Below are 13,269 nucleotides of genomic sequence, written 5' to 3'. Positions count from 1 at the left end.
ATGGGACAGGATTTGATCAGGGCAGCGATTGCGCCTGTAAGAGAACAGATTATTCAACATCCATTATACAATGAAATGCAACGCATGGAAGACATCCGGTCTTTCATGCAGTACCATGTCTTCGCCGTATGGGATTTCATGTCACTCTTAAAATCATTGCAACGAAACCTCACCTGCACGACGCTGCCATGGGTACCTGTAGGGAGTGCTGCTACCCGCTTTCTGATCAATGAGATCGTAACGGGCGAAGAGAGTGATATCGATCCGGATGGTAAGCGTGTAAGCCATTTCGAACTATACCTGGATGCGATGAAACAGGTAGGTGCCGATACTTCAGTAATGGAGACAGCCCTGCAGTCACAGCAAAAAGGTATAGCCCTTGCCGATATCTTCAAGACCTTCCCTCCTGCTGCCAAAGATTTTGTACAACATACATTTGACCTGATCGAAAAAGCACCGATACATGTGCAGGCTGCTGTCTTCACCTTTGGCCGTGAAGACCTCATCCCAGATATGTTCGTGGCGCTGGTAAACGATCTGGACAAACAATTCCCTGGACAGATCAGCCTGTTCAAGTATTATCTGGAACGCCATATTGAAGTGGATGGTGATCACCACAGTCACCTCGGCATGGAGATGGTACAAGAGCTTTGTGGCAATGATGTACACAAGTGGGAAGAAGCTGCTAGCGCATGTCGCGAAGCATTGGAACAGCGAAACGCGCTGTGGACAGGCATTCTGGAAGAAATTCGTGCAACTGCAACAATTTCTTAGAATAATATTTGGATTTTAAATTCATATTTTGTTATCTTTGCACTCCCTTCGAATGAAGGATGTGAGAAAAGAGATGGTGTGGTAGCTCAGTTGGTAGAGCAAAGGACTGAAAATCCTTGTGTCGCCGGTTCGATTCCGGCCCTCACCACAAAGGAAAGCCTCAACAAATGTTGAGGCTTTTTTATTTTTAGCCGGCTCCTAGCATATGAATAATGCCCTTTGAGATATTCGGGAAATTTCGGATCATCTGTCAGCACATGTGGTACAAATTCATATTTCATACCATAACCATAAGCAGGGCTAAAACAATAAACATCAACAATCAAAATTTAAAAAGGCCATCCTTGCAGATGACCCTTATATCAGTAGTTTATTTCTTTTTACAGATCACAATATGGTTCAGAAACGCATCATATCGTTTTGGTAGGATCGCATCCAACACCATGACCCATATATTCATCAGCGCAAAAGTAATGTTAGTCACCAGCTTTCTTAAAGGCATGAAAAAGTTCAGCTTGGATAGAATAGAACTATCCATATAAGACATCCTGATCTGGGCCTGTGTCTGAATAGAAGTACCCAGCTTTTCGTAATGGACTATTTCAAATCCTTTTCGCTCCAGCAAACTCTTTAAGCCAAAGGAAGTATACCGGCTGCAATCATTCGGGGCCTCGTGCTCAGCAATCAGGAACGGCATTGTGATCAATATAGTGGCACCCGGTTTCATCACCCTATGTAGCTCAGAAATCATATCCTCAAGGTTGAACACATGCTCAAACACTTCGGTAGACAATACACTGTCAAACGAATTGTCTTCCAACGGCAATGTCAGCCCATCATAAAACACATCAATCTGCTCATTCTCATGACTATGCCCCTCCCCCTGAAAATCTACACCAATATATTCATCTACGTTAATCAGGGTCTTATAAGGCTTGCTACCACAACCAAAATCCAGCATACGTCCATAAAGCACATGAAACTGCTTTTTCAGATTACTGATCAACAGATTACGTGTTATATAGAACGACTGATTGATTGTCGGATTGAAATCTTTGCTTACATTTTTCATAGTGACATCAAAAATACATTTTTACGCCAATAAAGTTAGTACCAACCCAATCAATGCCGGTAGTCCCTGAACAAAGAATATTTTCTTTGCCGCTGTCAGGGCGCCAAAGATTCCCGCGATCACCACACAGATCAAAAAGAATACCGCAATATTCTTTTGCCATGCAGGATCACTGATAAAGAATGACCAGATCAACCCTGCTGACAGAAAACCATTGTACAACCCCTGATTGGCAGCCAGTCCCTTGGTTGGCTTAAACATTTCTGCTGGCAACTGTTTGAACGTTCGTTTGCCCGCAGTCTCCCACGCAAACATTTCCATCCATAAGATGTACAGATGTTCCAATGCAACCAGACCTACAAAGATCTTCGCAATAATGACCATATTTAAGTTTGTTTTGATTATGCTACCGGACGTGCAGGATCTGTGATCCATTCGCTCCATGAACCCGCATACAGTTTAGGAAAAGGATACCCGGCGTATACAGACAGCAATACATTGTACGCCGCCGTTACACCAGAGCCACAATAAAATACAACATTCCCCTTTGCAAATTCTTCTTTGAAATGATCTTTGTATACAGCAGGAGCTGCTACCCCTTCTGCACCTATCTGTGCATTGAAAGGTTTAGAAATCGCCGTAGGAATATGACCAGCTACCGGATCAATGGTTTCATTCTGCCCCGCATACCTGTCAGCAGTTCTGCTATCTACCAAACAGGTATTACCCGCTTCTATCGATGCCATTACTTCACTCACAGAAGCCAGCATACTATCATTAAAATTTCCTACAAACTGCTTTGGTTGCAAAGGCAAAATATCACCCGTCAAAGGATAACCCACCGCTGCCCACACAGCCTTACCACCATTCAATACAGCTACCTTCTCATGCCCGGCCCAACGTAGTAGCCACCACATTCTCGCTGCCGCCATAAAACCCGCAGTCGCATCGTACACCACTACCTGTACATTGGCATCAATACCCAGTTTGGAAAGCGTCTTTACCAAAGCTTCTTTTCTTGGTAATGGATGACGGCTGGTTTTACCAGCTATAATTTCGCCGGACAGGTCATAATGCAGATCTGCATATACTGCACCCGGAATATGTGCTTTCTTATATTCTTCTACTCCCCATTTTTTATCCGCCAGGGAATAGCTGCAATCAACAAACAGAAAATTGGGGTCATGCAAATTTTCAAGGGCCTCTTTCGGCTGAATGAAAGTAGTATAGCTCATAATCTTTTATTTTTTAAAACACGAACGGTATTAGTCGCCATGTTTTCTTTTTATACTGTTTATACTCCTCCCCGAAGTTATTGATCAATACCTGTTCCTCTACATGCATTCTAAACAAAAATGCACCGGTTACAGGCAATACCGTGATCAGAAAAGCAATATAGTTATTCATCGCAACTCCATTGCCTACAAAAGAGATCAGCGATCCCAGGTACGCCGGATGTCGTAAATATTTATACACACCAATTTGTACTATCCTGTGATCATCCCGGATCGTTACATCTACCGTAAAGTAATGACCTAGCGTATAGATCGACCAGAACCGGAATAACATTCCTACTACAATCACCGCTATACCAAGTTTAGAAAAATAAGGGTAGCTCGTGATCGGAGCTGCTGTATATTCCGCTAAAAAAGATCCCAGCGGCAATGTAGCCATAATCGTCACCCATATCCAGAGCAACGATTTTCTGTCTGTTTCCTGTTTTTCCTGAGGACCGGAACGGAAAATGCGGTTCAGAAAGATCTCTGAAGCCAGCCAGATAGCGACAATAGTTGTGTATAACATAAAGATGCAGGTTTTTCAAAAGGGTCTGGCGCTCAATCTTTTTAGATGGTTTTTACATCTCCGTTTTCATAGGCAATGATCACAGTAGGCTTCAGATTCAGGAACAGGCCTGTTTCTACAACGCCCGTAAGCGCTTTTAATTGTTGATGCAGCAGCTCCGGTTCACGGATTACGCCAAATGAACAATCGATGATGTAATTGCTGTTGTCGGTAATATAAGGCTGATCGTCTTTCGTTCTGAGAGATGGATTTCCCTGCAGTGCCTGCAGTGTTTTGAATACCAGCTCCCAACCAAAAGGTACGACTTCTATTGGTAATGGAAATTTTCCAAGCGTCTTTACAAATTTTCTTTCGTCACCTACGATCACACGTCTTCTGCTGGCCAGCGCCACAATCTTTTCTCTGAGCAGGGAACCACCGCCGCCTTTTATCAGCTGTCCTTCTTCACTGATTTCATCTGCCCCATCTATATCCAGGTCCAACGTCTGGATTTCGCTGAATGAAGTGATCGGTATGCCCAGTTTGATGGCCTGTTTTTCCGAAGCAATGGAGGTAGCCACTGCCTGGATATTCAATCCTTCCTTCACCATCTGACCGATCTTTTCAATCGCCCAGTAAGCGGTAGATCCTGTACCCAATCCTACCAGCATACCTGGTTGTACCAAAGCAGCGGCCTTTTCGCCAGCGGCTTTCTTAGCTTTTGTGATTGCATCCATGTATATGACTCTTTTGAAATTTAATGCTAGTGTACAGCAATATAAGCCTTATTTTTACGATCCACCTTACACCACATTATGAATATCGACCCGCACAAAGGATCAATGACCACACTACTTCGTATCAGGGCTATCTTCACCGGTTCTGTCGGCAACCTCGTAGAATGGTATGACTGGTATGCCTATGCTGCATTTGCAATTTACTTTGCTCCGTCCTTTTTTCCCAAAGGAAATCCTACTGCTCAGCTACTGGATACAGCAGCTATCTTTGCAGTTGGTTTTCTCATGCGCCCGGTAGGTGGCTGGCTCTTTGGAACGATTGCTGATCGTACGGGTCGCAAAACTGCGATGACAATGTCAGTATTGCTCATGTCACTGGGAAGCCTCATGATTGCAGTCGCCCCTACGTATCAGACTGCTGGCCTGTTTTCTCCTGTGTTATTATTGCTGGCGCGGTTATTACAAGGCCTGAGTGTGGGTGGTGAATATGGTACTTCTGCAACCTACCTGAGCGAAATATCTACACCTGATAAAAGAGGTTTTTATTCCAGCTTTCAATACGTAACCCTCATCGGCGGACAACTCATCGCACTCGGGGTACAATTAGTATTGCAAAAAGTATTTCTCACCCCCGATCAATTGCATGCATGGGGATGGCGCATACCATTTGTAATTGGCGCCTTCCTCTCCCTCTTTGCACTCATCATCCGCCGGCATATGGAAGAAACGATTGCTGTAAAAAAAGGCGATGAAAAACGTGGTTCCCTGAAAGTATTATTCAATGAACATCCCAGAGCGATTATGACTGTGGTAGGATTAACAATGGGTGGTACATTGGCATTTTATACCTACACCACTTATATGCAGAAGTTCCTGGTGAATACCGTACATCTTACCAAAGAAAGATCTACTGTGCTCACCTTCTGGCTCATGCTCATTTATGCCTGCATACAGCCCCTCTGTGGTATGCTGAGTGATAAGATAGGCAGGAAACCTTTATTAATCACATTTGGGGTGGCAGGTACCTTATTTACAGTCCCTATCCTCACTGCGGTAAGTCATGCCAGCACAGAAACGACTGCATTCCTTTTATTATTAACAGCCCTGGTAATAGTAAGTGGCTATACTTCTATCAATGCTGTGGTAAAAGCGGAATTATTCCCTGCACAGGTACGTGCACTAGGTGTAGGTTTACCCTATGCATTGACAGTCGCCATCTTTGGCGGCACTGCGGAATACATCGCGCTGTATTGTAAGAAGATCGGTCATGAACCCTGGTATTATTGGTATGTGACAATTTGTGTGTTCATCTCCCTGATCGTATATGTATTTTCTCGCGATACAAAAAAGACATCCTACATGAATAAAGAATTATAAAACGCTGCCATAGGGAATTTCAAATCCAGCCGAAAAATCTTCCCTGCTGCCGCAGACCAATCCAAACTTAATTATACATGAATCGTCCATTTGCCGATATGCCTTACGGCTATCCCCCCTCCATCTGCTATCCCCTTACCGAGATATGCATGTACATTCTTTTTTTAGGATGCCTCTACCACGCATGGAAACAAGGTATTTCTAAACTCGCCTATTTATTAGGCGGCTTTGGTTTCGGCCTCCTCCTCGAATATGTAAACGTAAGAGCCAATGCAGGTTACAGATACGGCCACTTCCTCCTCATGATCGGCGACATCCCCGTAGGCATCGGCGCCGGCTGGGGCATCATCATGTACACTTCCCGCCTCATTACCGAAAGTATGAACATGCGCACCTGGCCTGCCGCCGCCATGGAAGCCCTCCTCGCTCTAAGCATCGACTGGAGCATGGATGTAGTCGCGTATCGCCTCCACATGTGGCACTGGAACTGGGAAACGATCATCAATCCATCCGTCGCCTTAAGTGCACAATACTTCGGCGTACCCTGGGGCAATTTCTACGGCTGGTTATGCGTCGTATTTTTCTACTCCCTCTTTTCCCGCTATTTAGAAAAGACCCACATCTGGAAAATAGCAATTCCCCTGTTTGCCATTCTCATTTCACAAATCGCCTTATACGTCACCCTTTTCCCCATATCTTTTTTTCTAAAAGATCATTTTAATATCCTGAGCGCAGATAAGCTAGTATTTACCCTCCTTTTCTTTGCAATGCTAACAACAATTGAGATAATTAAAATGAAACGACAACCACTGAACTTACCCTTCATCACCTGGCTGGTACCGGCATGGTTTCATAGCTACTTTTTCTGCTGGTTATTCATCGGTGGCTTTGCGGCTGAAAATACCTGGATGACCATTCTCAGCGTCCTGAGCTTATTAGTAGGAACGCTTATCCATTGGCTATTGATTTTAAATACTAAATCCCGAACTTAGTGACCTCTAATTAATCAATCATGGAAAAGGAAACAAGGGCACTTAAGATCAGCAAAATTGCAGCAAAATCGGCCATCCGTTTATTTGTCATCATCGTATTTGTAGGCGCACTCCCTTTTGTCACAGGCGAACAACCCTGGAGTAAAAGACTGGAAGGTGCACACTTCGTCATCCCAAATAAACTGACCCTGATAGCCCCTGCCCTGCTCTTTGTAGGCTTGCTCACCCTGATCATACTGGTCATCAAAAAGAAATACGCCGTTATTGATTACAACTGGCTGCTGGTACTGAATGCAGTCATCCTGCTGGCGTATATCACCATCATTTACATCAGGTTATATTCGCTCATTTTTGTATAATAAATATCTACTCCATTGCTCCTGACAGAAGAACATGTACTCGCCTTGGCCCCGGATGACGCTTCCCGTAAAGCGGGATCCGCATTGGCAGGTCCGGGAAAATGGGTAAGCAAAGGCGCCAACTCTGACGCATTATGGGGGGAATGCCAGGGAAGCGGCAGCAAGCCGTATCAAACCCAGGTAGACATCGTAAACGTAGCTTTCAAATGCAGCTGCCCCAGTCGAAAATTCCCCTGCAAACATGGTATAGGACTCATGCTCCTCTATGCCCGGCAAAAAGATACCTTCACGGACAATACACCCCCTGCCTGGGTGAGTGAATGGCTGTCCAAACGCACTGAAAAGAAAATCGAAAAAACAGATAAACCTGTAGACGAAACTGCGCAGGCAAAAAGACTACAGGCACGCCAGCAAAAAGTAGCCGATGGCATCACAGAACTCATGCTCTGGATGAAAGATATCGTCCGCAACGGCCTGTTGCAGATACCTGAAAAAGGAGACGCCTACTGGGAAAATATGGCACGAAGAATGGTCGATGCGCAAGCGGCCGGCCTTGCAGGAATGGTACGTGCACTTGGCGAAACAAACTTCTATAGCGAAGGCTGGCAAAATGCGTTTCTCGATCAGCTCCTGCGCATCTATCTCGTGGTACAGGGGTATACCCAAAGTGCTGGGTTAGATGAACCTTTACAACAGGAACTCCGTGCCCTGATCGGTTTTACCCAAAACCAGGAATTCCTGAAGCAACAACCCGGTATCAAAGACACCTGGCTGGTACTCAGTAAACAGATCAATGAAGAAGAAAACCTGATCACAGAACGCTACTGGCTCTATGGTCAACATAGTAAGCAATCCGCATTGGTACTTCAGTTTTATGTTAAGAACCAGACACGTCCTGAAGTATTGATTACACCCGGTATTGCACTACAGGGTGAACTGGTTTACTTTCCTTCGCCTACGCCACTCAGAGCCATTATCAAATATCCTGTCTCCAACATTTCGCTGCCAGCAGTATCAGGTATGGAAGGCTGGACACAGGTCACAGATACTGAAACTTCGCTGTACGAACAGATGCCTGTACGCAGTGAGCGACCTTACATTGTACAGCAATTAACACCTGTTCAGCACAATCTGCAATGGTGGCTAAAAGACCAGGAAGAAAGACTGATGCCCCTGAAAGCAGGCTATGCAAACATCTGGAAACTACTCGCCCTCAGTGGTGGTCAACCATTGAACATGGCACTGCTGGGCAAAGAACAACAATACGAACCTTTAGGCGCATGGCATAACGGCTCTTATAAACTATTGTAATCGCGGGACAAAACTTATGTGGAATAATATTGTTAACACCGTCTTGTTAGGTACAGGCAAAAAGCAACTGCGCAAAGACGATTTCCCACCTGCATTATCTGCCATAGCTGATACCGTACTGGGAAATAAATCGCTGGATGTGGAAACACAGTTTCTGCACCTCGCCGCTATTGCGCTCAACTATCGCCAGAGTGGCGTCACTGCACTACAAGACAGCAGTGTCACCCTCGAACCTGCACCTGCCGAAGCACTGCCCTACTGTAATCCTGCTGCATGGCAGGCATTACACACTGCGATCGACATGGGACTACAGGCACTCATTCTCTACTGGATGGAAGCCTGTGCCGCAGCACAACAACTGGCGCCTCCTGAATTCATTCCTACCCTGATGGATATGGCCATCAGGGAAAAACAATGGAGAAATATCGCTGTCACCGTTTGTGGCAAGAGAGGTGAATGGCTCGGCCAACTCAATCCGGCATGGGCTTTCAAAAAAGCTGACACCAACGAAGAATGCTGGCAAACAGGATCACTGGAAGAACGCAAACAGGTACTGTCTTCAATCAGACAGGAAAACCCTGTGCAAGCCAGAGAATGGCTGCAACAAACCTGGTCACAGGAAAACGCTGCTACCCGTGCTGAACTTCTGAAGGTATTGCAGATCAATGCAGGTGAAGAAGATGTACCCTGGCTGGAAACACTGCTCACCGACAAAAGCTCGAAAGTAAAAGACGAAACATGGACATTGCTCAAACAACTCCCCACGTCTGCTATCATCCAGGCTTACTGGCAGTTATTGCAGCATAGCATCACACCTTCTAAAAAAGGATTGCTGAATAAGAAGTCGCTGGACATCGAATTGCAACTACCTTCTGATAAGCGGATTGCTGATTCAGGCATCCAGTTATTAAGCAGTTCAAAAAGCGTAAGCGATGATGCTTTCATTCTCTATCAGCTCACAACATATGTACCACCTGTATGGTGGGAAAATTATCTGCAAACAGATAAGAAAGGTGTAATCACTTATTTCAACAATACTGAGCTCACACAGCAATTTAATCAGGCATTGGGTTTAGCCGCCATCCGCTTCAAAGACCTGGAATGGCTGCAGCTGATCCTGAAAGAAAGCAAAGAGTTTTTCAAAGATGCACTGGATACCTTACCCGTTCACGAACAGGAAGCCTATGCACTGAGATTCTTTGAAAAAGAACCACAGTTTCTGATCCGCTTTCTCAGCGAACGTGATTATGAATGGGGACTTCCTGTGACCAGAGAACTATTCAAATGGATTGCTAAAAACCCTTACCAGTACAACCGCAATTTCTTTGACAAGCAGGTACAGAATATACCCTTGTCAATAGCAGGTGAGCTGGAAAGTTTCGCACCTGAATTGCCCGCCTATCAGGCTACCTGGAACAATACGACAGAACACATCAAAAGATTATTGACCTGCAAGGCAGCCATCAATAAAGCTTTCATCAATAAAAAATGATCACCTTTTTAAGCAGATAAAAAATGTCCAACATTTTACGTCAACACGCGGAACAACTGTTCGCACAGGAACTGGAAGAACTGCAAAAGCAGGATACTGAAAAGCGTCCTTACATGTGGAAATTATCTCCACAAACCGTAGTTACTTACCTCATTGGTGGTACACTGAAAAATGGATTTGAAATACAGCCTAAATACATTGGTAACCGCCGTCTCATGGAGATCGCAGTAGCCACTCTTACTACAGACAGGGCATTGCTGTTATACGGCCTGCCTGGTACTGCCAAGAGCTGGGTAAGTGAACATCTTGCTGCTGCTATCAGTGGCGACTCTACCCTGATCGTACAGGGTACCGCCGGCACTGGTGAAGAAGCTATCCGTTATGGCTGGAACTATGCCCGTCTGCTGGCAGAAGGACCCACCCTGGGCGCTATCGTGGAAACTCCGGTAATGCGTGCCATGAAAGATGGTAAGATCGCCCGTATCGAAGAACTGACCCGTATCGGTGCAGATGTACAGGATACCCTCATCACCATCCTCTCTGAAAAGACACTGCCTGTCCCTGAGCTGAATACTGAAGTAATGGCCCAAAAAGGCTTTAATATCATCGCGACAGCCAACAACAGGGACAAAGGTGTAAACGACCTTTCCAGCGCCTTAAAACGCCGTTTTAATACTGTTATTCTCCCTGTTCCTGACAACATGGAAGAAGAGATCGACATCGTGAGGAGAAGAGTAGAAAGTTATGAAAAGGTAATGGACCTGCCAGCTGAGAAACCAGCCCTGACAGAGATCCGTCGTATCGTAACCATCTTCCGCGAACTGCGTAGCGGTATCACTGCCGATGGTAAGACCAAGATCAAAATACCAAGTGGTACACTCAGCACTGCCGAAGCAATTTCTGTAGTGAACAATGGCCTGGCCATGGCTGCTTACTTTGGTGATGGTTCTCTCAAAGCAGCCGATATCGCTGCAGGTATTATCGGTGCTGTGATTAAAGATCCCGTGCAGGATAAAATTGTATGGCAGGAATACCTTGAGACTGTCATCAAAACAAGAGAAGAGTGGAAAGATATTTACCGGGCATTCCGGGACCTGTAAACGTATACTATGTCAATTCATATACTGGGCATACGGCACCATGGCCCCGGTTCTGCCAGGAGAGTACGCTCTGCCCTGGAAAAGATCAAACCGGACATCGTGCTGGTAGAAGGCCCGCCAGATGCTGATGGTATACTGGAATGGGTGGGACATGATGAATTGAAACCACCGGTAGCAATTCTCGTATTCCAACCCGATGATCCAAAGAAAGCTGTGTTCTACCCATTCTCGGAATTTTCTCCGGAATGGCAGGCAATCCTGTATGCAAGACAAAATAAGATCCCTGTCAAATTCATGGATCTGCCAATGGCTCATCAGTTTGAACTGCGGCATCAACCCACTGCTGATTCTTCTTTGAATAATAATGTGGTGGTTCCTGATGCAGAAACACTCAGGCGTAATCCTATCGCATGGCTGGCTGCTGCTGCTGGTTTTGAAGAAGAAGAAACCTGGTGGGAACATGAATTCGAATACCGCCAGGATGAGGAACAGGTATTCGAAGCCATCACCGAAGGCATGCATGCCCTGCGTACAGACCTTCCTCTCCCCTACGATAGAGAAGAACAATTGCGTGAAGCATGGATGCGTAAAACCATCCGTCAGGCAGAAAAAGAAATGTACACAGAGATTGCAGTGATATGTGGTGCATGGCATGCGCCTGCACTCACGCACATGCCTAAAGCAAAAGATGATAATGAACTGCTCAAAGGATTACCAAAAGTAAAAACAGCGGTATCGTGGGTACCCTGGACATATAACCGTTTGAGTTACAACAGTGGTTATGGTGCAGGCATTAATTCACCCGGTTGGTATGAGCATATCTGGAATTATCCCGCTGATGATGGTACCCGCTGGATGGCTCGCGTAGCAAGACTGTTCAGGGAAGAACAAAAAGATATCTCCGTCGCACATGTGATGGAAGCAGTTCGTCTTGCCACAGCATTAGCATCACTTCGTGGTTTACCAAGACCAGGATTGGAAGAGCTAAATGAAGCAACACTCAGTGTACTCTGTAATGGTGAAGACATCCTGATCAAACTGATCGAGAAATCTTTGATCGTCAGTGATAAGATTGGTGACGTACCTATCGATGTACCTCGTCCGCCATTGCAGACTGATATCGAAAAACTACAAAAGAAACTGCGCTTACCACAGACAGCCGATTTCAAAGATTACACTTTAGACCTCAGAAAAGAAAACGACCTGGAACGAAGTATCTTCCTGCATCGTCTTGAACTCTTGGGTATTAAATGGGGGGATCGTTATGATGTATCTGGTAAAGGTACATTCAAGGAACAATGGCGATTGCAATGGGATCCCTCTTTATCTATCGATATCATTGAAAGAGGTAGCTGGGGCAACACGGTAGAAGAAGCCACCAACAGTTATGTAAAATATCGTGCACAGGAAGCAACTTCCCTGAAAGAAGTATGCGACTTACTGGAAAGCGCGATACCTGCAGAACTGGATGCTGCCGTCGATTTATTAATCCGGCAGATCAATAACCTAGCTGCTGCCACAGGCGATGTAATGCAGCTGATGACGGTATTGCCAAACCTTGTACAAATCAGCAGATATGGTAACGTACGGAAAACAGATGCTGCACTGGTAGAAGGTATCATCAATGGTATGATCACCCGTATCTGCATCAGTTTACCTGCTGCCAGTACAAGTCTTGCAGAAGATGCGGCAACACAGCTGTTAGAGTTATTCTACAATATGAACGATGCAATCCTCCTATTGCAACAGGATGATCTCACTACACAATGGCAACAGACATTATCTTATATCGCACATAATAATAACACTTCGCCTGTGATCGGTGGATATGCTACCCGCTTGTTATCTGATCACAGACAAATTACAGGCGCAGAACTGGTCAAAGCATTCAGCTTCGCGATGTCTACTGCCAATCCTCCTGCTGTAGCTGCGGCATGGCTGGAAGGTTTCTTAAAAGGAAGTGGTACATTACTGTTAGTAGATAATGATCTGTGGACAGTGGTGAATAACTGGATGAACCAATTGGAGCAGGATACATTCACACAACTGCTGCCTTTACTGAGAAGAACATTTTCAGGATTCAGTAAACCTGAAAGAAGAAAGCTCGGTGAGAAAGCAAAAAGTGGTGTCTCCACAGGTAGTGCGGCTGCAGCTGTCGAATTGCATTTCGATGAAGCGCGTGCAGGAAAAGGTATTCCGATTGTAATGAAAATGCTGGGACTTAAATCATAAAAATAAGCTGCACTGAAAGGTTTTGCCTTCGGCAAAACCTT

The 13,269-nt window shown here is 45.2% G+C and carries 13 protein-coding genes and 1 tRNA gene; 9 read left to right on the top strand and 5 right to left on the bottom strand.

The genetic code is table 11. From position 1 onward, the window contains the following. Nucleotides 1-774, top strand: a complete 774-nt coding sequence (locus QQL36_RS08235) for a DUF3050 domain-containing protein (protein WP_321569490.1) — start codon at nt 1-3, stop codon at nt 772-774. Between the two features lie 75 nt (nt 775-849). Further along, nucleotides 850-922: transfer RNA gene (locus tag QQL36_RS08230), tRNA-Phe, on the top strand. A 222-nt stretch (nt 923-1,144) separates the two neighbouring features. On the opposite strand, the gene QQL36_RS08225 is transcribed toward QQL36_RS08230, so the two are convergent. From QQL36_RS08225 to rpiA, 5 genes are read right to left on the bottom strand one after another with little or no spacing between them, the layout of a single operon-like run. Beyond that, complete coding sequence (locus tag QQL36_RS08225; protein WP_321569489.1) at nt 1,145-1,846, bottom strand: class I SAM-dependent methyltransferase; 702 nt, start codon at nt 1,844-1,846, stop codon at nt 1,145-1,147. Nucleotides 1,847-1,867: 21 nt separating this feature from the next. Continuing rightward, nucleotides 1,868-2,230, bottom strand: a complete 363-nt coding sequence (locus QQL36_RS08220) for a DUF1304 domain-containing protein (protein ID WP_321569488.1) — start codon at nt 2,228-2,230, stop codon at nt 1,868-1,870. Between the two features lie 17 nt (nt 2,231-2,247). Next, on the bottom strand, nt 2,248-3,081 hold the full coding sequence (locus QQL36_RS08215) for a sulfurtransferase (RefSeq protein WP_321569487.1): 834 nt from the start codon (nt 3,079-3,081) through the stop codon (nt 2,248-2,250). A gap of 13 nt (nt 3,082-3,094) precedes the next feature. Further along, nucleotides 3,095-3,649, bottom strand: a complete 555-nt coding sequence (locus QQL36_RS08210; protein WP_083721875.1) for a methyltransferase family protein — start codon at nt 3,647-3,649, stop codon at nt 3,095-3,097. 41 nt (nt 3,650-3,690) lie between these two features. Next, nucleotides 3,691-4,365: a ribose-5-phosphate isomerase RpiA gene (gene rpiA / locus QQL36_RS08205; protein WP_320579896.1), complete on the bottom strand. Its 675-nt coding sequence runs from the start codon at nt 4,363-4,365 to the stop codon at nt 3,691-3,693. Nucleotides 4,366-4,470: 105 nt separating this feature from the next. Here rpiA and QQL36_RS08200 point away from each other — a divergent pair, with 105 nt between their 5' ends. From QQL36_RS08200 to QQL36_RS08170, 7 genes are all read left to right on the top strand, one after another. Beyond that, on the top strand, nt 4,471-5,742 hold the full coding sequence (locus QQL36_RS08200) for an MFS transporter (RefSeq protein WP_321569486.1): 1,272 nt from the start codon (nt 4,471-4,473) through the stop codon (nt 5,740-5,742). A gap of 77 nt (nt 5,743-5,819) precedes the next feature. Beyond that, complete coding sequence (locus tag QQL36_RS08195) at nt 5,820-6,734, top strand: carotenoid biosynthesis protein (RefSeq protein WP_321569485.1); 915 nt, start codon at nt 5,820-5,822, stop codon at nt 6,732-6,734. 20 nt (nt 6,735-6,754) lie between these two features. Then, nucleotides 6,755-7,093: a hypothetical protein gene (locus tag QQL36_RS08190; RefSeq protein WP_083721878.1), complete on the top strand. Its 339-nt coding sequence runs from the start codon at nt 6,755-6,757 to the stop codon at nt 7,091-7,093. Nucleotides 7,094-7,108: 15 nt separating this feature from the next. After that, entirely contained in the window at nt 7,109-8,404 is a 1,296-nt protein-coding gene (locus QQL36_RS08185; RefSeq protein ID WP_321569484.1) for an SWIM zinc finger family protein, read from the top strand. A 16-nt stretch (nt 8,405-8,420) separates the two neighbouring features. After that, a complete protein-coding gene (locus QQL36_RS08180; RefSeq protein ID WP_321569483.1) occupies nt 8,421-9,896 on the top strand; it encodes a DUF5691 domain-containing protein in 1,476 nt (491 codons plus the stop codon). Between the two features lie 23 nt (nt 9,897-9,919). Beyond that, nucleotides 9,920-10,996 carry an ATP-binding protein gene (locus QQL36_RS08175; protein WP_083721881.1) on the top strand — a complete coding sequence of 359 codons (1,077 nt, stop codon included), beginning with the start codon at nt 9,920-9,922 and terminating at the stop codon, nt 10,994-10,996. Nucleotides 10,997-11,005: 9 nt separating this feature from the next. After that, on the top strand, nt 11,006-13,228 hold the full coding sequence (locus QQL36_RS08170) for a DUF5682 family protein (RefSeq protein WP_321569482.1): 2,223 nt from the start codon (nt 11,006-11,008) through the stop codon (nt 13,226-13,228). Nucleotides 13,229-13,269: the final 41 nt, after the last annotated feature.

Source organism: Chitinophaga sp. LS1 (assembly GCF_034274695.1).
Classification (GTDB): Bacteria; Bacteroidota; Bacteroidia; order Chitinophagales; family Chitinophagaceae; genus Chitinophaga.
This window is presented reverse-complemented; position numbering and strand designations above follow the sequence as displayed.

Bases quoted from the DNA above. Each gene is read 5' to 3' on its own strand.
- QQL36_RS08235 (WP_321569490.1), top strand. From the start codon at position 1: ATGGGACAGGATTTGATCAGGGCAGCGATTGCGCCTGTAAGAGAACAG.
- QQL36_RS08225 (WP_321569489.1), bottom strand. From the start codon at position 1,846: ATGAAAAATGTAAGCAAAGATTTCAATCCGACAATCAATCAGTCGTTC.
- QQL36_RS08220 (WP_321569488.1), bottom strand. From the start codon at position 2,230: ATGGTCATTATTGCGAAGATCTTTGTAGGTCTGGTTGCATTGGAACAT.
- QQL36_RS08215 (WP_321569487.1), bottom strand. From the start codon at position 3,081: ATGAGCTATACTACTTTCATTCAGCCGAAAGAGGCCCTTGAAAATTTG.
- QQL36_RS08210 (WP_083721875.1), bottom strand. From the start codon at position 3,649: ATGTTATACACAACTATTGTCGCTATCTGGCTGGCTTCAGAGATCTTT.
- rpiA (WP_320579896.1), bottom strand. From the start codon at position 4,365: ATGGATGCAATCACAAAAGCTAAGAAAGCCGCTGGCGAAAAGGCCGCT.
- QQL36_RS08200 (WP_321569486.1), top strand. From the start codon at position 4,471: ATGACCACACTACTTCGTATCAGGGCTATCTTCACCGGTTCTGTCGGC.
- QQL36_RS08195 (WP_321569485.1), top strand. From the start codon at position 5,820: ATGAATCGTCCATTTGCCGATATGCCTTACGGCTATCCCCCCTCCATC.
- QQL36_RS08190 (WP_083721878.1), top strand. From the start codon at position 6,755: ATGGAAAAGGAAACAAGGGCACTTAAGATCAGCAAAATTGCAGCAAAA.
- QQL36_RS08180 (WP_321569483.1), top strand. From the start codon at position 8,421: ATGTGGAATAATATTGTTAACACCGTCTTGTTAGGTACAGGCAAAAAG.
- QQL36_RS08175 (WP_083721881.1), top strand. From the start codon at position 9,920: ATGTCCAACATTTTACGTCAACACGCGGAACAACTGTTCGCACAGGAA.
- QQL36_RS08170 (WP_321569482.1), top strand. From the start codon at position 11,006: ATGTCAATTCATATACTGGGCATACGGCACCATGGCCCCGGTTCTGCC.